The organism is Brevibacillus brevis (assembly GCF_001039275.2).
Taxonomy (GTDB): Bacteria; Bacillota; Bacilli; order Brevibacillales; family Brevibacillaceae; genus Brevibacillus; species Brevibacillus brevis_C.
In genome coordinates this window covers 3,867,704-3,887,342 of the sequence record NZ_CP030117.1, presented here as the reverse complement: position 1 = coordinate 3,887,342, position 19,639 = coordinate 3,867,704, and the positions used below count along the sequence as shown (strand labels likewise).

The 19,639-nt window shown below is 40.0% G+C and carries 32 protein-coding genes; 22 read left to right on the top strand and 10 right to left on the bottom strand.

Annotated elements, in window-relative coordinates:
• Nucleotides 1–217: 217 nt before the first annotated feature.
• Nucleotides 218–1,792, top strand: coding sequence for an AAA family ATPase (locus tag AB432_RS18560; protein ID WP_048033542.1), 1,575 nt, complete (start codon nucleotides 218–220; stop codon nucleotides 1,790–1,792).
• Nucleotides 1,793–3,001, top strand: a complete 1,209-nt coding sequence (locus AB432_RS18555; protein WP_048033541.1) for a hypothetical protein — start codon at nucleotides 1,793–1,795, stop codon at nucleotides 2,999–3,001.
• A gap of 153 nt (nucleotides 3,002–3,154) precedes the next feature.
• On the opposite strand, the gene AB432_RS18550 is transcribed toward AB432_RS18555, so the two are convergent.
• Nucleotides 3,155–3,553 carry a helix-turn-helix domain-containing protein gene (locus tag AB432_RS18550; protein ID WP_048033540.1) on the bottom strand — a complete coding sequence of 133 codons (399 nt, stop codon included), beginning with the start codon at nucleotides 3,551–3,553 and terminating at the stop codon, nucleotides 3,155–3,157.
• A 129-nt stretch (nucleotides 3,554–3,682) separates the two neighbouring features.
• On the opposite strand from AB432_RS18550, the gene AB432_RS18545 reads away from it, so the two are divergent.
• Nucleotides 3,683–3,961, top strand: coding sequence for a helix-turn-helix transcriptional regulator (locus AB432_RS18545; RefSeq protein WP_053079605.1), 279 nt, complete (start codon nucleotides 3,683–3,685; stop codon nucleotides 3,959–3,961).
• Nucleotides 3,962–3,975: 14 nt separating this feature from the next.
• Nucleotides 3,976–4,134 (top strand): hypothetical protein, encoded by a 159-nt coding sequence (locus AB432_RS30810; protein ID WP_201265893.1) that lies wholly within the window; start codon nucleotides 3,976–3,978, stop codon nucleotides 4,132–4,134.
• A gap of 416 nt (nucleotides 4,135–4,550) precedes the next feature.
• Here the strand turns inward: AB432_RS30810 and AB432_RS18535 are convergent, their stop codons facing one another.
• Nucleotides 4,551–4,835, bottom strand: coding sequence for a hypothetical protein (locus AB432_RS18535; protein ID WP_048033538.1), 285 nt, complete (start codon nucleotides 4,833–4,835; stop codon nucleotides 4,551–4,553).
• A 210-nt stretch (nucleotides 4,836–5,045) separates the two neighbouring features.
• On the opposite strand from AB432_RS18535, the gene AB432_RS18530 reads away from it, so the two are divergent.
• From AB432_RS18530 to AB432_RS18485, 10 genes are all read left to right on the top strand, one after another.
• A complete protein-coding gene (locus AB432_RS18530; protein WP_048033537.1) occupies nucleotides 5,046–5,678 on the top strand; it encodes a helix-turn-helix domain-containing protein in 633 nt (210 codons plus the stop codon).
• The gene (locus AB432_RS18525; RefSeq protein ID WP_048033536.1) at nucleotides 5,675–5,866 is read left to right on the top strand and encodes a hypothetical protein; all 192 of its coding nucleotides are present in this window, start codon (nucleotides 5,675–5,677) and stop codon (nucleotides 5,864–5,866) included. The genes AB432_RS18530 and AB432_RS18525 overlap by 4 nt, the downstream gene beginning before the upstream one ends.
• Nucleotides 5,863–6,015 (top strand): hypothetical protein, encoded by a 153-nt coding sequence (locus tag AB432_RS30555; RefSeq protein WP_162630260.1) that lies wholly within the window; start codon nucleotides 5,863–5,865, stop codon nucleotides 6,013–6,015. The genes AB432_RS18525 and AB432_RS30555 overlap by 4 nt, the downstream gene beginning before the upstream one ends.
• 52 nt (nucleotides 6,016–6,067) lie before the next feature.
• On the top strand, nucleotides 6,068–6,307 hold the full coding sequence (locus AB432_RS18520) for a hypothetical protein (protein WP_048033535.1): 240 nt from the start codon (nucleotides 6,068–6,070) through the stop codon (nucleotides 6,305–6,307).
• A complete protein-coding gene (locus AB432_RS18515; protein WP_048033534.1) occupies nucleotides 6,288–6,512 on the top strand; it encodes a hypothetical protein in 225 nt (74 codons plus the stop codon). Before AB432_RS18520 ends, AB432_RS18515 begins: the two co-directional genes overlap by 20 nt.
• A gap of 168 nt (nucleotides 6,513–6,680) precedes the next feature.
• Complete coding sequence (locus AB432_RS18510; RefSeq protein WP_235617497.1) at nucleotides 6,681–6,899, top strand: hypothetical protein; 219 nt, start codon at nucleotides 6,681–6,683, stop codon at nucleotides 6,897–6,899.
• A 60-nt stretch (nucleotides 6,900–6,959) separates the two neighbouring features.
• Nucleotides 6,960–7,829: a YqaJ viral recombinase family nuclease gene (locus AB432_RS18505; RefSeq protein ID WP_048033532.1), complete on the top strand. Its 870-nt coding sequence runs from the start codon at nucleotides 6,960–6,962 to the stop codon at nucleotides 7,827–7,829.
• Entirely contained in the window at nucleotides 7,829–8,776 is a 948-nt protein-coding gene (locus tag AB432_RS18500; RefSeq protein ID WP_048033531.1) for a recombinase RecT, read from the top strand. Before AB432_RS18505 ends, AB432_RS18500 begins: the two co-directional genes overlap by 1 nt.
• A 159-nt stretch (nucleotides 8,777–8,935) precedes the next feature.
• The gene (locus AB432_RS18490; RefSeq protein WP_048033529.1) at nucleotides 8,936–9,298 is read left to right on the top strand and encodes an HNH endonuclease; all 363 of its coding nucleotides are present in this window, start codon (nucleotides 8,936–8,938) and stop codon (nucleotides 9,296–9,298) included.
• On the top strand, nucleotides 9,246–10,310 hold the full coding sequence (locus AB432_RS18485; protein WP_235617496.1) for a DnaD domain-containing protein: 1,065 nt from the start codon (nucleotides 9,246–9,248) through the stop codon (nucleotides 10,308–10,310). Before AB432_RS18490 ends, AB432_RS18485 begins: the two co-directional genes overlap by 53 nt.
• A 41-nt stretch (nucleotides 10,311–10,351) precedes the next feature.
• Here AB432_RS18485 and AB432_RS18480 read toward each other — a convergent pair whose 3' ends face one another.
• The 4 genes from AB432_RS18480 to AB432_RS18465 all read right to left on the bottom strand — a co-directional run bounded on the left by AB432_RS18480 (nucleotide 10,352) and on the right by AB432_RS18465 (nucleotide 12,328).
• Nucleotides 10,352–10,570 carry a hypothetical protein gene (locus tag AB432_RS18480; protein WP_048033528.1) on the bottom strand — a complete coding sequence of 73 codons (219 nt, stop codon included), beginning with the start codon at nucleotides 10,568–10,570 and terminating at the stop codon, nucleotides 10,352–10,354.
• Between the two features lie 69 nt (nucleotides 10,571–10,639).
• Nucleotides 10,640–11,515 carry an alpha/beta fold hydrolase gene (locus AB432_RS18475; RefSeq protein ID WP_048033527.1) on the bottom strand — a complete coding sequence of 292 codons (876 nt, stop codon included), beginning with the start codon at nucleotides 11,513–11,515 and terminating at the stop codon, nucleotides 10,640–10,642.
• A 45-nt stretch (nucleotides 11,516–11,560) separates the two neighbouring features.
• Nucleotides 11,561–11,899 (bottom strand): hypothetical protein, encoded by a 339-nt coding sequence (locus AB432_RS18470; RefSeq protein WP_048033526.1) that lies wholly within the window; start codon nucleotides 11,897–11,899, stop codon nucleotides 11,561–11,563.
• Nucleotides 11,900–11,992: 93 nt separating this feature from the next.
• Nucleotides 11,993–12,328 carry an immunity protein TriTu family protein gene (locus tag AB432_RS18465; RefSeq protein ID WP_162630259.1) on the bottom strand — a complete coding sequence of 112 codons (336 nt, stop codon included), beginning with the start codon at nucleotides 12,326–12,328 and terminating at the stop codon, nucleotides 11,993–11,995.
• 93 nt (nucleotides 12,329–12,421) lie between these two features.
• Between AB432_RS18465 and AB432_RS18460 the strand changes: the two genes are divergently transcribed.
• Nucleotides 12,422–12,676 (top strand): hypothetical protein, encoded by a 255-nt coding sequence (locus tag AB432_RS18460; RefSeq protein WP_048033524.1) that lies wholly within the window; start codon nucleotides 12,422–12,424, stop codon nucleotides 12,674–12,676.
• The gene (locus tag AB432_RS18455; RefSeq protein ID WP_048033523.1) at nucleotides 12,673–12,966 is read left to right on the top strand and encodes a BC1872 family protein; all 294 of its coding nucleotides are present in this window, start codon (nucleotides 12,673–12,675) and stop codon (nucleotides 12,964–12,966) included. Before AB432_RS18460 ends, AB432_RS18455 begins: the two co-directional genes overlap by 4 nt.
• A 61-nt stretch (nucleotides 12,967–13,027) precedes the next feature.
• Here the strand turns inward: AB432_RS18455 and AB432_RS30805 are convergent, their stop codons facing one another.
• On the bottom strand, nucleotides 13,028–13,198 hold the full coding sequence (locus AB432_RS30805) for a hypothetical protein (protein ID WP_201265892.1): 171 nt from the start codon (nucleotides 13,196–13,198) through the stop codon (nucleotides 13,028–13,030).
• A 121-nt stretch (nucleotides 13,199–13,319) separates the two neighbouring features.
• On the opposite strand from AB432_RS30805, the gene AB432_RS18450 reads away from it, so the two are divergent.
• Entirely contained in the window at nucleotides 13,320–13,574 is a 255-nt protein-coding gene (locus AB432_RS18450) for a hypothetical protein (RefSeq protein WP_048033522.1), read from the top strand.
• 14 nt (nucleotides 13,575–13,588) lie between these two features.
• Here the strand turns inward: AB432_RS18450 and AB432_RS18445 are convergent, their stop codons facing one another.
• Nucleotides 13,589–13,960, bottom strand: a complete 372-nt coding sequence (locus AB432_RS18445; RefSeq protein WP_048033521.1) for a hypothetical protein — start codon at nucleotides 13,958–13,960, stop codon at nucleotides 13,589–13,591.
• 105 nt (nucleotides 13,961–14,065) lie between these two features.
• Nucleotides 14,066–14,731: a hypothetical protein gene (locus AB432_RS18440; RefSeq protein ID WP_162630258.1), complete on the bottom strand. Its 666-nt coding sequence runs from the start codon at nucleotides 14,729–14,731 to the stop codon at nucleotides 14,066–14,068.
• A gap of 195 nt (nucleotides 14,732–14,926) precedes the next feature.
• On the opposite strand from AB432_RS18440, the gene AB432_RS18435 reads away from it, so the two are divergent.
• Nucleotides 14,927–15,403 (top strand): hypothetical protein, encoded by a 477-nt coding sequence (locus tag AB432_RS18435; RefSeq protein ID WP_048033519.1) that lies wholly within the window; start codon nucleotides 14,927–14,929, stop codon nucleotides 15,401–15,403.
• A 398-nt stretch (nucleotides 15,404–15,801) separates the two neighbouring features.
• Here the strand turns inward: AB432_RS18435 and AB432_RS18430 are convergent, their stop codons facing one another.
• Nucleotides 15,802–16,251 (bottom strand): hypothetical protein, encoded by a 450-nt coding sequence (locus tag AB432_RS18430; protein WP_048033518.1) that lies wholly within the window; start codon nucleotides 16,249–16,251, stop codon nucleotides 15,802–15,804.
• Between the two features lie 179 nt (nucleotides 16,252–16,430).
• Here AB432_RS18430 and AB432_RS18425 point away from each other — a divergent pair, with 179 nt between their 5' ends.
• The 4 genes from AB432_RS18425 (at nucleotide 16,431) to AB432_RS18410 (ending at nucleotide 19,626) form a co-directional block, all read left to right on the top strand.
• Nucleotides 16,431–17,234: a TIR domain-containing protein gene (locus AB432_RS18425; RefSeq protein WP_053079603.1), complete on the top strand. Its 804-nt coding sequence runs from the start codon at nucleotides 16,431–16,433 to the stop codon at nucleotides 17,232–17,234.
• A gap of 184 nt (nucleotides 17,235–17,418) precedes the next feature.
• Nucleotides 17,419–17,670: a hypothetical protein gene (locus AB432_RS18420; protein WP_048033517.1), complete on the top strand. Its 252-nt coding sequence runs from the start codon at nucleotides 17,419–17,421 to the stop codon at nucleotides 17,668–17,670.
• Between the two features lie 296 nt (nucleotides 17,671–17,966).
• Nucleotides 17,967–18,428 (top strand): hypothetical protein, encoded by a 462-nt coding sequence (locus tag AB432_RS18415; protein ID WP_162630257.1) that lies wholly within the window; start codon nucleotides 17,967–17,969, stop codon nucleotides 18,426–18,428.
• Complete coding sequence (locus AB432_RS18410) at nucleotides 18,376–19,626, top strand: hypothetical protein (RefSeq protein WP_048033515.1); 1,251 nt, start codon at nucleotides 18,376–18,378, stop codon at nucleotides 19,624–19,626. Before AB432_RS18415 ends, AB432_RS18410 begins: the two co-directional genes overlap by 53 nt.
• The last annotated feature ends 13 nt before the right edge of the window (nucleotides 19,627–19,639 follow it).

Sequence of the window (19,639 nt, the reverse complement as noted above, 5' to 3'; positions counted from 1 at the left end):
GATCACTGATCAGGAGGTTTTGTCGTTTTATGTCGGATTAACCCGATCGAATGCAGTAGGTAATGAGAACTATGTGGAGAATAATAATTAGTATCCTTTTCTAGAGATTAATAAAAAGTTTGAAAAATGGGAGTTTACGGGTATAAATTACAAAGCTACGAGCTTTTAGTAGTTACTCTAATCAAATTAAAAAGTCGATTCAAAAAGGGTGAAAATTATGCTGAAAAAAATTCGAATAAAAAACTTAAGAAGCCTTATAGATACAGGAGAAATTGATTTAAAGCCGTTAACATTACTGGTTGGGAAAAATAGCTCTGGGAAGAGTACATTTTTAAGGTTTTTTCCTTTAATGAAGCAAACACTCGAGACAAGGACTTATGATCCAATACTCTGGTACAGTAGTAGATATGTTGATTTCGGTAGCTATAAAGAAAGTGTAAACAAAAAAAACTCTGAGAGTATTGATTTTGAATTTAGTTTTTCTGTTCCACGGGATTATTTTTACGAATTAACACCAATTTTTGTTATGAGATATCGAGGGGGGTATAGTAGAAGGCGAGCTACTGATAAGGGAAAAGGTCCTTATCACATTAAAGTTTGTATTACTTGCAAGGAAAAATACATAGAACAAATAAAAGTTGAATTTGAGAATCATACCTTTCAGATATTTTTAAAAAGTAAAGAAAAGCTCGGGAAATTAATTATTAACGATATTGAATTTGAAAATAATCAATTTGGGCTTAATTATCTTGCTGATTCTTCAAGTATGTTACCTAGATTAGTGAGTAAGCAAAGTGAGAAAGGAATACCGATTGATGAGCATTTTAGCAATGAGCTTGTTTTACTACTAAAAAAATATGCGCATTCTAAAACAAGTTTAGAAACGATTTACTCAATTATTGAAGAGATACAATTTGGAAAATCGGAAGAGATTTTAGAGAGCCTACTAAAAGGGGTAGATTCTCAAAGGAGATTAAAAGAAACATTTAAAGATATTACAAAAGACAGTTCTATTTTTAAGAATATAGAAAATTTAGTAATAGGAAAACACATCAATCCAATACTAATCTTTCTCAATTTTTATTTGCAAAATTGTTTTTCCAGAGTTAATTATATTGGACCGATTAGAGCAAGAGCTGAAAGGTATTACAGAATTCAGGGGTTGTCTGTGGATGAAATTGACCCTCAAGGTGAAAATATCCCAATGATCCTTCATAATATGACAGATAAGGAGAAATCAGAATTTAGTGAATGGACCTCAAAACACTTTGGTTTCGAGATAACAACACAATTAGAAGGTGGACATACTTCGTTAAGAATAAAATATAATTCGAGTCCAGAAGAAATGAATTTGGCTGATACGGGATTTGGCCATTCTCAAATTCTGCCAATTATATTGCTTTTTTGGAAAGTTTTAAAGTTTAATAAACCTAATAGGTATGTGTCAAGCTACACTAGACCTACAATACATATTTTAGTAATAGAGCAACCAGAATTACACCTTCATCCTGCATTACAAGCAAGGCTGATTGATACATTAATTAACATTTTAGTGTATTCAATTGGGAAAATTGACATAAAAGTCCTTATCGAAACACATAGCGAAACAATTATTAATAGAATAGGACAATTACTATCACAAAAAATTGATGGATTTAAAAATGATATTGTTAATGTAATGATTTTCAATAAACAAGATTCATTTGATTCTACTGTCGAGGTTACTGGTTATAATGAGCAAGGCTACTTATTATCATGGCCTATTGGGTTCTTTAGTCCGGAGGATTTTTAGATGCTAATCAAAATAGATGACTCAGTTATTGAATTCTTAGAAACAAACAAAGAAATACTTACCTTTGAGAGCAACGAGATTAAATCATTAAATAATTTGGCACGCGCTCAAATGGATGGACATCATCAAGTTATTAGTTCCTATGCAACCCTAAAATACCTGAGGAACTATCCACTAATAGAACAGAGTTGTCGAGGTATTTATACTTCTCTATTAGCTAAATGTACTTTTTTCTTTTCGTTAGAAGAATTCTGTACAGACTATATTATAGTAACTTCAAAAGTAGAAAATGAGATAGTGAGAGGATTCAGCGGAAAAAAGCATATTTTCAAAGTATCCTTGGATTACTTTTATTTAATGGATAGGATTTCTGCTACGACATTTATATCTGAGGATCTCAGTGACTGTGAATTCTATGAAAAAATTGCAAAGAAGTATATACAAGAAAATCGTAATAGACTAAATATGAAATTAAATTTGGATCACTGTGGCGGGGGTGGGGTAAATACATATAAAGAATTAGATTATAAAATAAATAGGAAAAAGATAGTTTTGGTTGTTTCAGATAGTGACAAACTTTATCCAACAGGTAAAGTGGGGGAGACATTAGCACAGATAACAAAAGTGTATGCAAAATATCAAGCCAATTCAATTGTAGATATATATAGCCTTGAAGTAAGAGAAAAGGAAAATCTTATTCCCCCGTCCCTATATCTTTTATGTTCAAATGGATCCTGTAGGGACGTTTTGAATATGCTACACGAAATAGAATTATTGGATAAACACCGTGAGAAGCTGAAATATATTGATATTAAAGATGGTGTAAAAGCAAAGCAACTCAAAAATGAAGAGCATTTACAGTTTCTTAAAGACTTACTAATTGATGTTCCAAATTTGATTGCATGCTCACTTGACGATATAGATAAGCAAAAAGACGAAACCGTATTGTTGCAAGGCATAGGTGGAAAAATAGAGGAGTTTGAACGAGACATTCTCGAAGATGGGTTAGAAAAAAAACTTGACGATAAAAGAAGACTCCAACCAAAACCAGAGATTGAAAAAGCAATAATTCAATTGGAAAATAAAATCGAAAAGAAGACTAATTTGTTTAATATACTACCTGATTATGTGAAACCTGAATGGGAGTTCCTATGTAAAAAGGTTATTTCGTGGGGATGTTGCGACCCTATTCCGAGCGGAATATCATAAATGAAATGAGTTTAGTCCTCAAACATTTTTAAATATGTAATAAAATAAGGCACGGAAAAAATGCGTGCCTTATTTTTCTTTACATTCCCCTTTTAATTAATCAATCTATTCCCTAATAAAAACGAGACGGCTATTAAGTAGCTCGTCTCGTTGTCATTTCTGTTGCTCTGCAAGATATCTCAAGTACCTCACGTGTTCTAAAGCCTTCTTTTTATCTTCCTCGCTTAGCTTTTCTAACTCATAGAAAAAGAGGTTTTCAAACTCGGAAAGCTTCTTATCCTTTTTGTCGTTAGGGGAGGAGGTCTTTAGTTCTACAAGATAAAGGTTATCTCCCTGGTTGAAAAATATATCGGGTTTGCGACCAATAAGGTAGTCCACAGATACTTCAAAAAAGTCAGCAATTCGTTCAAGACGTTCGCGGCGTGGAAGACCATCATCAACAGATTCATAGCGACGTATTGTTGATTCTGGAATTCCTATAGCAGATGCTAATGCCTCTTGTGTCATCTTTTTGCTTTTCCTTAACTCTTTTAATCGTTCTTTAAATCCCATAGTCTATCACGCTCATTTCTTGAGTACATTTTACAGCAAAATGCTCATATAATAAACGTTCATTAATTGAGCGAAAAGTGTTGACTTGTTCATTTTATGAGCTTATATTGTTATCTAGGAGTTCATAAAATGAGCGTAAAGAAAGTGAGGTGTATATATGTGAAAAAGCTTATTCCTCGAAAAAATTTAATTAATACACGTAAGGATGTTGGGTTGACTCAAGATGATCTCGCAAATAAAGCTGAACTTTCCCGAGGTATGCTCTCTAATATCGAGCGAGGATATACCCTTCCCTCTTTACCAGTGGCTTATAGGATTTCTAAAGTTTTAAAAAGGTCAATCGAGTATCTTTTTTTTGACACCAACGCTCAAAAAACGAGCGTTGAACATGAATCAAAATCAGCTTGAAAGGAGTCATAACCATGATCAAACCACCTAAAGGTATCGAGTTCCATCGTGAGTTTGCACCTGATATGAAACGAATGGTCCATGCTTTAGAGGTTCTACTTAAGTCAAAACCAGCAGAACCAAAGGAAGTCACTGAAACAGATCAACCAGTAAAGAAAGAGGAAACAGCCTAAAGGAGTGCTGGACGACCCTCACACAACTGCATAGAGCGCCGAAGAGCGGGAGCGAGCGAAGATATGAGCCGCGCCATAATACATTCCACCATTTCACCAGGTAAGGGTGATAACAAGGTCAGGTGGGGTTACTGCCAAGACTCGACGCTGCATGCAGTTGTGTGATGAAAGAGAGGTGAAAACAGAGTGTTTTCTGAGAAAGAGCTCCACGTAATAAACCACTTACTGACACTGGCTCTACAAAACATGAAACTTCACGATAATCCAGACAAGTTTAGTGATGAAACAGCCGTGTTAGCAAATCAAATTATCAATAAGATAATTTGGGGAGAAAGAGCCGCCGCGGTGGCGACGGCACATCCTTACGGTGATAGCGACAATGGAAATTTAGTTTCATGGGAACCATCGTCGAATTGTCAATACCGTGAATGACCTAAGTGCTCATGAATCCAGTTCCAAGCTTTTTTCGGGAGCCATCCCTGATAGTTCTCGTTTGTAAGCTTAATAACTAAACAGAAGTCATTATCATCCATAGCATTTTTCATTCTGTCGCGTATCTGAGTAGCGTTCAGGGTTGAGTCAACAAGCCAAGTTGAATCCAGATAATGCCACCAAGCGCCGCATGACTTTATTTGCTCGTAGAGTTTGTCATAGTTTTGACCTGATTTATTCAAATCGTAGGTAATAAGATATACCGCCATATTTACTACACCTCCTTCCTGTAATGAATTGGAGAGATTACACAATTTCCAATATTCGACAGGAAAAGAGGAAAACCTACAAGGATTTTATACAGGTTACATGATGGCTGTAATTATAAAAATGCCCCCAACGTGAGCCACGAGGGGGAGTCTGAAAGATGAGCACAGTTTCATTGTAATTCGAAAACCAATTAGAAAAGAGGAGAACAGATGGGGAACAACAGCACAACGATTTCACTATATTCTCGCTCTCGGATACATGACATCTGCGAATATGCTTATCAAAATCAGCGTACAGGCGAACAACTGACGTACGAATCACTTGGGAAGAGGCTAGGAAGATCGGCACGTTGGGTATCGGATGTAATTAATGGCCGAGCTACGCCATCCCGGGAGGATGCAGAAGCGTTCGTGAAGGAATGCGGCAATCACCGATCGGTTCGGATGTTAAAACATCTGTTTGGCGATGCACCACCACCGACTGACCCGCGCTTGTTGGTTAATCTTACAGCTACTTTATATAACCTCATCAAACAGTGCCAGGATGTAATCCATGAAGCACAGGCATTGATTGAATGGGAGCGTAAAAGGCGACCATGGGATTCGTTATCGACAGATGAAGAAAGTCTCTTGAAGGAAGCGGGTAAGCAGATTGAAGACCTATTCCAGGCGTGTGATGACGTACATATCTTGATGGATGAACGCTACGGTATTGATCCAGCCATTCATCAACACAACTGGTTATTAGAAGCAAGAGACCTGGAGATAGTCATAACCGATCCACGCGAGTTAATGCGCCGCGAACGACAAGAAATGTTATTTGCGGGAGGGCGGGCTCAATGAAAACAAATCAAGACTGGAATCGGAGAATGCTCGAGGTACTCGAAAAAACATACCAATATGACGCTGCTATGACGGAAGTTCTGATGCCGGAGGTCGCAAAGCAATATACGACAGCAGACGAACAAAACGAAAACTATCGTGATCGGTTACTTCTATTTAAAGAAGATTTAGAGGAGGAGAAGGCATGAAGGAACTAACAACAGCTCAAGGTGTCATCGAATTGGTATGCGACGGAGATCACCCGGTTGGACGCAAGGTGATTACTCTTGGGGAAATGGTTGAATTAGAACGAATGGCAGAAAAAGAGAAAACCGCCCGCGGCGAACGGACGGCTTAAAAAAACACTTCTAAATCGAAGAGTACCATACCTGGTTGAGGAGGACAAGCCTTTGAAAAAGTCAGTGGCTTCTCAAATAGCAGAATTGCAGCGTGAACTTGAAAATGCGGAAGAAGCATATCGCCAAGCTGATGATGATTGGCGAGCGGTAGATGTGCAATACGTTCAAATGAAACGTCTTCGTGAAGAACTAGATGTTCATAAACGTGATTTGGCCCATGAAATAGAGTGGCGTGTAAGGGAGATCGCAGCATTAGAGGAGGAGATTAAGTATGAGCGCACCAGTGCTTGATTTTCAAGAATATGTAGAGAAAACGGAACCGAGCAGGCAGCGTGCGATAGAAACTTTGGCATTTGATATTGATAACAGTGGAATTGAATGGACAGTACGGGATGTTATCGAGGAACTCGAGCTATTAGTTGATGGGAAAGCAACAATGGACTTTGAGGATTTCATTGATGGAATCAGAGAACAGGCAAGGCGCTTACTCAAATAGTCGAAACTGGGGCAACATTGCCTCAGTCTGCCGGGAATAACCTACCGGCACTGATGAGACAGGTTACATAGCGAGGGAGAAAGAGCGTGGCGCAGTCAAGGGAGCTGCAACGGCCGCGTAGAGGTTGGGACGCGGCACCTCGTATCCAAAAAAGAAAGGAGGATGGACGTGGTTTGGAGCAGGCCGGTCAATGTAAAGAGGCGTGAGGACTTGATCCGGAGAACAGGGACTCTGAAGCACAAGGTCACCATCGTTGACGCAAAAGAAGAATACCATGGTGTCGATGTCAAGGTACGAGATTTCAGAGGGGAAGAATACTGGACCACATTAGAAGACGTTGAGCTGGACAATGAAAAAGACTCCGCGGCAACGGAGTCTAACGGCTAAAACTTGGTTATTTCTAGCGTAACTCGTTTACCTCTAAAAAACAAGAGGGAGGGACAGAGCATGCAAGCCATTCGTTTGGTGAATACGCTAAACATGCAGCATGAAGATTGGCTGGAACATCGACGTCTTGGAATTGGTGGTTCCGATGCTGCCGCGATATGCGGGTTAAGTCGCTACAAATCACCGATGGCAGTTTACCTAGAGAAACTGGGAGAGCTACCTCCGGTAGAGGACAATCCAAAAATGAAGGCAGGACGACTTCTGGAACCTGTTATTGCTGATTGGTTTGCAGAGGATACCGGATATAAAGTATGGCGCCAAAACGCGATATTCCAGCATCCCGAGCATCCCTTCATGTTAGCAAACATTGATCGCTGGCTACCTGGACAGAATGCAGGTTTGGAATGCAAGAACACATCTGAATATTGCAAGGATGACTGGTCCGGTACGCAGGCTCCAACGGAGTACATTCTTCAATGCAATCATTACATGGCTGTTACAGGGGCAGATAGATGGTTTATCGCCGTTCTGATTGGAGGCTGGGATTTTCAATGGCGGGTAATCGAACGGGATGAAGAGCTGATTAAGAACCTGATTACTATCGAAAAAGGATTCTGGGAAGAGCATGTGGTGGCAAAAATTCCGCCAGTCTTCTCTCATCAAGATACTGACTATCTCAAGAATGCATTTCCTGAATCTGTTTCGGATTCTTCAATTGAGCTACCTGAGGAGGCATACCCGATTATCCAAGAGTTGCATCTAGCAAGAGTAGCTAAAAGCCAAGCCGAACAGCGAGAGGAAGCAGCAAAGAATCAGATTAAGGGCTATATGCAGACAAGCGAAAAAGCGTATTTTCAAGGGGATCTTCGGTTTACATGGAAGACCGGGAAGCGCGGCCGTATATTTCGGGTAATTGGAGGGGATGAGTAATGTCTGAAGATAAGAAAGTTAATCAGTCGGCCTTAGCCGGGCAACTAGCTCAGCGCACGATGACTAAGGCTGAAAACTTCAATGCAGTCATCAAGAAAGAGCTTGCAGACAACTTTCAAGCGATCAAATCGTTAGTACCAAAACATATGACGCCTGAGCGTTTAGCTCGAATCACGTTAACAGCAATCAGTAGGACGCCTGCACTTATTGATTGTACACCTGCATCAATTGTGGGAGCTGTTATGAACTGTGCAACGTTGGGACTGGAGCCTAATTTAATCGGACACGCCTATTTAGTTCCGTTCAAAAACAACCGTACTAAGCAAATGGAATGCCAGTTTCAGATTGGATATAAAGGACAGATTGATTTGATTCGGCGCACTGGTGATGTTTCTAAGATTTATGCTGAGACCGTCTACGAAAACGACTTGTTCATTTACATCAAAGGTGAAGACAAGCGTCTAGTCCATGTTCCTTTTGATATGCTGCACCACCTAGAGAACTTCACTCCGAGTAAGGATGATTTCATGGACATTATGATGGCCCAAGCTATCGCAGCCATTAAATCTAGGGGAGCAAATGATCAAGGGAAGCCAGTTCGTTACTATTCAGCTTATCGACTAAAAGATGGAGCTTTTGATTTTGTAACCATGACGGCCGAGCAATGCCAAAAGCATGCCATGACGCATTCTGCTGCCAAGAAAGACGGGAAGCTGATAGGTCCATGGAAAGACCACTTTGAGAGTATGTGCAAGAAAACCTGCATCAAGGAAATGGCGAAATACATGCCGATTAGCATCGAAGTGCAGGAGAAGCTTTCGACTGATGAAGCCGTTCTGAAGCTTCGGAAAGATAACGGAATTGAGTCAGACAACATTTTCGATGTGGATTATAAGGTCGTAGAAGAAGGTCAAGCTGAACCCGATGAAGAGGCAGCTGAGCAATGATAGAGCGATGGTTTCTACTCCCCGACATGTATCGAGTGTTTGAAGATGCCGAGACGCTAAAACGATTCGCAGCGGCATTCATGAGGAGGTACTATCCGGAATGGACTCCAATCAAGATAAAGCAATACAGAGTACTTGCAAAAAAGGAAGGCGATAAAAATGAGCATGTTCAATGAGGTTCGAGTCGTTCCTAAACCTACATTTAAGCGAAGAGTTAAGAAACAAAAGGATCGCGGGAAGATTACTTCCAAAGTTCTCGCTGAGGTGTGGGAACGGGATAAGGGCTACTGCGTGCTTTGTAAGAAAAGTAGTAAGCAAGTATGGACATTAGAAGGGCACCATATTATCTTCCGAAGCCAAGGAGGAACCGGGGAACCTTGGAACGTTGCACTAGCATGCGGTCCAGTTACTCAGTCAGGTACATGCCACTGGAAGGCTCATAACACGCGAGCGGGTCGCTTAGCGTTTATTGAATACCAACAAAAGACTCTCCTTCCTTTCTATCAGGGAGGAGCATCATAGCCGGGAGGAGTTGAAGGAAGTGGCTAGAGCAAGGAACATCAAACCAGGATTTTTTAAAAACGAGGACCTGTCTGATCTCAGTCCCCACACAAGATTATTGTTCATCGGTTTGTGGTGCTTAGCAGATCGTGAGGGGTTTCTAGAGGATAGACCAAAGCGAATAAAGGGTGAGCTTTTCCCATATGAGAATGTCGAGGTAGACCAGTGCTTGCAGGAATTACATCACGCTGGTTTTATCATCAGATACGAAGTGGATGGAGAGCGCTTCATTAGTATTCCAAAATTTAAGGACCATCAAAATCCTCATCATAGAGAAGCAGCGAGCAAAATACCAAAGCCCGAAGTAGGTAAGGACAAGCCTAGGGCTGTGACCGACCAAGGTAAGGCACAGCCTCAGAATAGCCTAGGGCTTTCCTCGGAAATTCCGTACCTAGGTAGTGACGAGCCTACTAAAAGCCCTGCTGATTCTCTGATTCCTGATTCCCTTAAACTGATTCCTGATACCACTACTACTGATTCCAAGGAACAGCATAAAAGCGTGGTGGTGGTCGGTGGAAGGGACCTGCAAGTTTTCAATAGCGTAATTGATCAATACAAGCATTATTTCAACTTCGACCCTAATCCAACTATCATGCAGTTACTACATAGCTATCTCGAAGACGGGGTACAGTTGGACTTGTTGGCTTGGGTAATGCGATATGCAGCAGAAAAAGGCAAGGCTTGGGATTACGCAAAAGGGACCCTGGAGAAGATGTTCGTTCAGGGGGTGCGGACTGCTGAACAAGCAGAGATTGCTAACCGGGAGTTCCAACAAAAGCAATCGCATAAGGTTGTACCTATCAGAGATAGCAAGTTAAGAGTAGACAGTCTCCCAGCATCTGTTCAGTGGCAAATGGAGCAAGAAAGGGCAGGAGCGTTCCAGTCCCGGGAATCACCGCGCTTATTACGTGATGACCCGGAACTAATGGGAATGCTAGACCGCATGAGACGGTCAAGGACAACAGGTAGCTAGACCACTGAATGTTACGACAGACTGGGCGTTTTACCAATGAATTATCTGGGGTAAGCTCGCCCATGGCTGCCAAATAGCTCATGAATATGGCGATAAACCCTTACATGCATGTCTGGAAAAACAAACGCAACTTCTCCAGCAGCAAGTTGCAGTTTATCTGACGGCTGTTCAATTGCAAACGGTATCTCTATAGACTGCAATGTTTCTTTCAAGTAATTAACTTCGGACCAAGACACCGAGTAATAAAACGACTTTTCCACGTGACCAACCCCTTTGTGGTTATTATGCCACAGGGAGTTGGGACAAAAATAGACGGGCACACAAGCTCATTATGTTAAGCCTGACTGTTTATCTAGATTATTGAAAAACGATAAGATTTCTTGACTTACTTCCTTATAGTGGTCAAACAACATTATATGCTTTGTCTCAGGTATACTTACACATTTGCTTAGGGGGTGTGCATATTTCAATACTTCATGTATGAATTGGTTTTTTTCATCAAAGTTCCGGTGAATGGCTGCAGGGAGGAAAAGTATTGGACATGAGAGGGTTTTATATAAGCTCTCAAGTTTAAGATCGTACAAAGATCCCATGATTTGAATAAATGTTTGATTAGTGGTGTAGAGGGAAAAGTGCCCAGCTTTTTGTTCACGCATCGAGATTGCCCAACCATCGGTGATTGCCTTCTCAAGAACATGATTCCAATGGGTTCTGCGTGCTTTCTCGTAATTAACGTAGTCTTCGATCGAAGAGAAAACTAAATCTGGTTCCCGGAGTTTCTCAAGAAAGGCTTCCTTTTTATCAGCAAATTTACCGTTTGGCCCTGAATGATTTTGCATTGCTCCATCAGAATTAACGATGGATAAAACTCGGGAAGGAAATTTTGATGCTAAGTATGTACCAACGTAACAACCGAGGGAACTTCCTACAATATGGACGGCATCAAAATTAAGAGAATCTAGAACGCCTATTAAGTCAATCGCAAGGGTTGAAATTTCGTAATCAGTTTCAGGTTGATCAGATTCTCCGTGACCACGCAAATCGATGGCAATTGCAGTGTAATGATCCACAAAATAGGGTATTACCCCATTCCAAACAACAGCATTGCCGCGAATAAAGTGGAGAAAAATTACTGGTGTACCTGAATCACTAAATTGGTGAACCATTATCTTAATGCCGTTGGTATGTACTCTAAATTTCTTCATGAATACCCCTCATGAAAAATTACGACATGATATTAATATTAACGTTCAATTTGATAAATGGATACGGTTTTTGGTTCCCTGAAATTTTAAAAATGCGGAAATAAGGTATGTAACGCAGGAAATAGCAAACCATTTTACATCTGAAGCAATACACAGATAAGTACTGAACGGTAACGACCAAATAAAAGGTACCAAGATTATCGGTGCGGCTACAAAGGACGTAACTAAAGCGAAAATGGCAGGAAGCATGATCAGCAAAAATAGCAAGAAGTCGAGACCTTTAAAGGACTCACCCAAAATATAGTCATAGCAAACAATTAGTGACATCAATGATCCACTAAGGCCAATCAATAAACCTCCAATGGAGAACCAATTCTTATGCATAGTATCAATCCTCCTTTATAGACCGAATATTACCATCTGGAACTTCAGGAGGAAAGAAAACGAGCTCAATCGCTTTACACAATGTGTATTGAGCTAAATTCGTAATCCGGTCTGTAATACCTTGAAATAGTCAGAAGTGATTTCATTCAGATTAGTGTTACAGTCTATTTTTTCATGGTACTTCCAATAAATTAATTCCTCAGACTCGATATGAAGCACTTCCATTTCAAATTGTTGTGACTCCCAAACAATGATATGGCCAAAACAGTGTGGCGATTCATGTAAAACTTTTGATGATGGATCCGCGATCCTTATGCCGTTTACAAATTCATGGGTGGTAATTTCGGAAGTGACATTAAGTAATTTTAGGGAAAGAGACCTATCTTTAGCCCATTCACGGAAAATATCTAAAAGCATTGGCAGTACCATCCAATCATTGAAAAGTGATGAAGTAAGTATATCACAGGATAATTTTAGGAATTGATAGCACTATTTACACAACAGTTAGGGAGGCAAATAGCCATGACAGAATACAAGATCAAAGGTCAATCAGGAACCGTTGAACAGACGACTACTTTGCCAGCAGAATCGCCAGAGCAAGCGCTGGAGGACGCGAAGAAATACTTCCCAGAACGAATGCACGGTCAACTGTCTGTCAGCTCAGCCGATTCAGAGAACCGCAATTTGCTTCAGAAAAACGGATATCCAGAATGGGTGGTAGACAGCTTCAGCGACGAAGAGTGCGAAGGCGAATGCGAGGCGGTGGGGATAGTATGACCGAGCAGCAGATCGTTGAAACGCTGGGAGTTAAGGTGATGGGGTGGAGCAAGGAGCAGGTTGAATTCTTGTATCCCGCGTGGAACCCAATCGAAAATGTAAACGATGCTTGGAAGTTGCTTTTGAAAATAGCGAAGAAGTACGGTAACGCTGGTATTTTTTATAACGACGAAACAGAAGTATGGGAATTTTATGTTGGTGCTGATGCTCACGGTTACTATGCAATCAAAGTAGAAGGAGGAACCGAGTGCAAAGCAATTTGCAAAGGTGTGCTAAAAGCAATCGCTTAACAAAACGGTAATTTTGGAAAGAAGAAGGGAAAAAGAAAAACACGCGTAAAGCGTGCCAGTATTAAAAAGGGTTTGTGTTGTTTTGAGACAGATGAATCATTGTTTGTTGAGCATATGCATCATCACTGTAATGCTTGATTGAATGTGAGTCTCTTGCTTTAAGGCTTAACAAACCAGTTAAGAAGTAGCCTGCACCAATAATGGCTGCTACAAAACCGAGGATGTAGAGCATCGAACATTCCTCCTCTATGTGATTTGTTATAAGTATAACAAAATTTCCATCAAATTACACGTTGGCTTTAAGTTTAAATAAGTTTACTTATCACACGATTTGATAAATGGGAGGGAAATGTATGAAGCAACCTAAAATTAAGATTTTCGGCGGGGTATACGACGTAATTGAAATAGGATTTGATAGGAAAACTGGTCTTATTAAGAAGATCATGTACCGAACTGATGGGGATTATGATGAAGTTGTATTCCGAGGAGATGAAGTTTTTGCTGGGTCATTATCAGAAACGGTCAAAATTCATGAGCCAACACGCGATCCTTACTATGGTTTTGCTTATGCACCTGATTTAGAGAGCTTGGTAATGATGAGCAATTAAGTATTAACAAAACATTACTTATGGTAATCAAATGTAAACCCTTGATTTTCCCAAATGCCATCACACCTACTTACTTTCGCATGGACTCGGCATTTTGTCCCCGTTACTTCGTAAGTGGCATAGACTTGATAGCCAGATCCAAATGGAGTTACAGAAACAATTTTGAAATTTTTAAGCCGTTTATGTCCACGAGGAATTTTCCATGATTCATGTGCTTCACATTCATGCCTTATATGCTGCTCAAGTGTCCAACCTTTTCGAATCCAATGATCGATCGAATTGATAATATCCCTTATCGGTGGCTTTGGATGTAAATCTGCTGCATAAGTGCTTGGGGTAATGAACGAAAACAAAGAGAAGCCCAATAAGATAATCAATTTCCGCATCGAAAAGTCACTCCTTCTTCAGTAACTTTTCCGACTGCAAAGGAAAATATCAACAAATTATATTTAACAAAAAAGAAATTAAATAACCCCCTTAAAGGGGGCGAATTAAAACATTAATTTATGAGCTTCTTTAAATTCCTGAATTTCTTTAAAAAGAGACTTCACAAACGTTTTCATGTCATAAATTACTTGTCTTGAAAATTCATTTTCGAAAACTATTTCATTTATGTTGTTAATGTGAACGTGTGGAAGGGTTTCGATTTTAGTAACAAGGGGACTTGATGATGAGATTCTTCCAAGCTCATGTACCACTTTATTACGAATTTCCTTGTAAACTATTATTCTACTCCATGAATCTATGTTGAACGGGACTGTAATCCCCAAGTCTTCTTTTATGCAGGTGGCAACTCTCTCTATGGTACTTCCAGAAAGTGAATCATCTTCAAGCTTCCTAATGGGAACGATACTAGATTTTCGAATGGATTTATGTAGATCAACAAGTGTTTTTTCTAAGTTACTGTAACAGCTGATTAAAACAGATGAACGAAGTGTGTTGGGGTATTCTGTTCGAAGCTCATCGACGCGATCAATATTATAGTCCCAAAAAACATCTTTATCCTCTTCTGATAACTTTGATGCTTCTTCTTCAAGGTATTTAATGTAGGAGTCTCGCTGGCCTGAGATAGCCTCCTCTACATCGTTTGCAAAGTTATCGAGAATATCAAACCTAATCCTAGCTAAAGCGTATAAGAAACCTCTGATCATTGTCATGATTAACACCAACCTTAACATTAATATTATTAATTGTATCCAAAATTTGGGGTTGCGAGAAGTGTATCTTATTTTACACATTATTTCTGGATTCAAATAAAATGACAAAAAAATAAGCCCCCAAACAGGGAGCCCTAATAATTTCTTTCGCCAAGAAAATTATAGCATGGGCTGCCACGAGGGGGAATTGGAAAGATGAGCGCACAATTAGATTTGTTCGTTAATGCTCAAGACAAAGAGAAAGCACGTGAGCTATTAAAAGCCTACCCGTCGATGAAAGCTGCCGTAGAGATTTACAGTGTTGAGAAGTATTTCCCTGAGCAGTTCGACTTCACGGAAATAGATATGGCAAATATCGAGGGAAATGGTACGAGAGGGGATATTGATGGCCGTGGTACTCGACGCGATATTGTCGGTAACACGATCATTCTCAGGGAAGAACGCCCGTTGATGATCCGCAACTACGAGCAAAAATGCATGGCAATTGAAAGAGCAGTTGGAGCACTCCATGTAGAAGGACGGGAGATAATCCAGAAATGCTTTTTCGAACAAAAACGGGACAAGCATATCTATGAGTTTGAGCTACGCTTGCCAAAGAGCACCTATGACTTTCACAAGAATAGAGCAATAGATAAAGTGACATTCATCCTAAAGGCGGCTGCCATTATCTGAGCCGTCTTTTCCATTGGGCGTTTTTCGTACATAATCTGAACCTTTCTTGTACCAAAACTAGGCTTCACCCCTGTTAATATGAGAGCATGAAAAATTGTGAATGAGCTACTTGCCTTCGGCTGGGTAGCTTTTTCTTTTCCCAAAACAAACACAAACAATCAGGTGGTGGTGTTGTAGTGAAGCTAACAATAGCCAGCCAAGACGAGATACTGGAATTTCCGACCAGCGTTCTATGACGACAAGTGAAAGAGCAGTTGCCATGCAATAAGCTTCACCACGTAATCGTCAGGAAAGAAGGCATGGGCGGGCACTGTGATCCGGAGGAAGAATGAACTAACTTTGTCGTAAGTTGAAGAGTCTCCAATGATAAAAAATAAGAAAAGCCACCATTTGGCGGCTTACATTCTAGCTTTTAATTCTTTGGAGAATAGGTCTAATTCTTTAAGTAACGCTTGCAGATAATATGGGTGTGCCTTCATATAGTCAATTACGATTTCTTGCCCCCCATGAAAGGAGATGGTTAGCTTTTGTTTTAAAGCGCTAATATCGAATTTGTCATTTGGAATCAGTGCAGTCTCCGAAAATTCTGCTGAGATTTTCTGGACCGACTTGATTGGGTAGGATTCGATTGAGCATGAAAATTTTGTGTCATAGTTATTCTCTGTTTTACCAGTAACGATATCAATCGTAGTGTCATTCAAAACTACGAACTGGTTAAAAAGCACAGGATCAAAGAGCTGTTGAGTCACAATAGCAACTGGATGAGGGTATAGATTCTTTACAGCATCAGCGAACTTTTTTGATAGCCAATTATATTCAGCTATTCTGTCGAACTGCGCAACAAACATACAGCTTCACCCTTCCTTTTCTTCTGGTCGCTTAGGCTAGAGAAGGCGACTCTTGACAGGATATCACCTTCCCTAACACAGACGATTCGACAAATGGGGCAATATTCCTGTTGAGGGACTGGGTAAAAGGAAATACCTTCCTTGTGTCGAAAGGAGTCATAAAAGGGAGGTTGAACGTTTTGGAGAATGCTAAGAAGATTTGTTTTGTTATTACGCCCATTGGTCCTGACGAATCATTGATAAGAAGGCAAGCAGATGGGGTAATTGATGCCGTATTGGGACCAGTTCTTGAGAAGCTTGGCTTCGAGGTAGTAGTTGCTCACAGGATGAGTGATGGAGGGTCAATTACTCGACAGGTAATCGAACAAATTCTAAGTGCCGACCTTGTGGTGGCAAACTTAACTGGTTTAAATCCTAACGTAATGTATGAACTTGCGATCAGGCATGCCGTTAGAAAGCCTTTAGTTCAGCTTTGCGAGAAAGGGACGACGCTTCCGTTCGATATAAACGAGCAAAGAACGATCTTCTATACTAATGACATGAAAGGTGTAGTCGAGTTGAAAGAAGTCTTCGAACGGATGGTTAGCCAAGCTGCTTTAGATGAGAAACCTGACAACCCAATATACAGAGCTATACAAAGCGAAAGTATCATCCAAAGCGTTGATGTATCCGATGCGGACAAGTATCTTGTGACTCGTTTCGATGCTTTAGAGGAAAAAATGTTAAAATTATTATCTATCAAAGATGTACCATACGCATTTCGTGGTGATAGAGGAATTGGCAAATTGTCTGCAAGAGAGTTAAATAAAATGCGTAGATTTATCACGGAGAAAAATCAGAACGGTACGTTTACGACAGAAGAAATCGAAGAGTATGCCGAATCAATTGGAATTTATGTAACTCGGGATGAAATGAGGCAAATTATAATGTATGTTCTTAATGAAAACCAATTGAAATTCGAGGCGAAAAAAATAAGCACCTAATGAGGTGCTTTTTTTGCAAAATCAAACACAATTGGTGAAGGTTTCACAATCTTGCACCTCCTTAGCATGTGACCGCAGCAGGTAAGGATTGGTTAGCATCGGAGACCCCTGCCGAAGGAAGTGGGGCTTTTGATATAGACAACCTCCTGTGATTACCTCAAAATGGAATAGGGAGGGAATGCAATTGTCTGAACAAAATTTTTTTGAAGGTATGCGTAATTTAATGCATGCTGGAGCTTCTGCAATATTTGAAGTATTGGCTATGTATGTTTTGGGGCCGCTTCTAATTTTTTCTGTTATCGCTTGGTTTATAAAGTTAAGAGGGAAGGTATTCATGTTAGGCTTGGTCCTCGTTATACTTTTAAGTCTCTATGCTTTCTTTGCCTATGGACTTTGGAGTATTCTTGAGGTTTACAATCAAAAAGTTTCTCCATAGCACTCAAGCGGTGCTTTTTCTTTTGTGCGCCCAGCAGACAGGTACATATTTGCGAGGTAAGGCTCAGGCAACTCGCTCCCTGTTCGGTGAGCTAAATACTGTTGTAAAAAGTAGCGAAGAATATAATCTACAAGAAACTACAAAATACCCCTAGTGACAAACTTGAGAATGTTTGGCAAAATAAGTCAGGTGTTTAAAAAACTAAAGCAGGGATATTGATGGGTTAGTTGGAAATATTAACTAACTCGATTGGTGCCAAATACCTGCTTATTTTTTGTGGATAGGGCGATATGACTATGAAAGAGACAGATTTGATTGCGCCTCTTGTAAAAACATACTCAAAAATGGGCTACCGAGCATTTGCGGAAGTTCAACTTAGTTCGCGGTGGATTGATATTTTCCTTGTGAATGAGGCTACGAATGTAACCGTAGCAATTGAGTTAAAACTGACTGATTGGAAGAAGGCATATAAACAGGCCAAAGTTTATCCAATTGCTGCAGATTATGTATATGTTGGGATGCCTGAGCAGTATGTTCATAGGGCTCTAGATCATTGCGATTATTTTGAGAATGTTGGAATTGGTCTGTTGTCCATTAATGGGAAAGCAGTTGAAGTCTTTGAAGCACAAAAAAGCAGCATTCTTGTAGAGGATGTGAAGAAAGGCATAATCGAGAATTTAAATCCAGAAATGGAGGTTATTCTTGATGACGATGGTTTCCTTACCAAAACATTTTATCCGTGTGGCCGCTTCAAATGAGATGTCTTCTGCAGCCTATGCTTTACAGAATGCAGAAGCGCTAATGGTTAGTCAGCCTTATGCCTTAAAAATGAGAAACAGCCTAGGGAGTACTATTGAGGCAAATGGAAAACCATTTTTGATTGATCCAGAGACTTACCGTTATTTTTTTCCTCGGAAGTATCACCTTAAACAAAAAAAGCCACGTGCATGGCTTCATGAGATGGCTCAACTCATGCCAGATGAGATTAAAACTACGTTTGGCATTAAAAAGGCGGAACCGTCAAACTTCGATGCATTACAACTAATTGATTTTTGCAAGGCAAATATCGAAATCCAAACATCACTTAAAAAAAGTGACGGCACTTCTTTATTACCACTTGCTATTCTTTGCCCTTATATGTTAATTGGTGAAGAAAACTTCTCTGGTTCAATTCAATTTCATTTGCAAATTATTAAGACGATGTTAAAAGTGAATAAAACTGGGCTACCAGTAATTGCTTACCTCTATTTATCCAATGAACTTCTTAATCGTCCAAGTAGGTTAGAAAAAATAGCTGACGCTTTGAAAGAGGTAGAATGTAAAGCAGTTGCCGTGTGGATTGATAATTTTGATGAGACCGCTGCTAACGATGATGAGTTGGAGAATCTCAAAGAATTTTATCTTCAGTTGTCTGCATCAAAACATGTACTATCGATGTATGGTGGAACGGCTCAAATAATGATGATGTATCATGGGTTAGGGTCAATAACGCATGGCGTCCACTACCAGTTGCATAAAAATGGGAAAAATGAAGGTGGCGGCCCTGCTCATTATTTTTATATTTCAAATTTACGGCATAGAATCAGAACAATCGAAGCCTCAACTATAATTGAGAGACAAGGATTCTCACGGCCTGAATATTTAAACAAGGTATGCAATTGTCCAGTTTGCGAAAAGGAAATTTCTTATGCACCAGGTGCTGCTATTCTCTCGTTAGAAGGTAATAGCGGAGATCAGGTTGGAAAATTGACTACGCATTTCTCTTATTGCAAAAAAGTAGAGATTGACAATGTAGCAAGATTAACAATGGGTGAATATGCAGAGTGGTTAAATGTGATGACGGATCACCTTCAATTGACTTTGGATGAAGAAGATTATGTAGATACAGTTAATAACTGGATTTCAGTCATTTTCGGGATTGATTTAGAAGAACAGGCCGATGATGAGGCAATTTAAAAGCACCCACGTG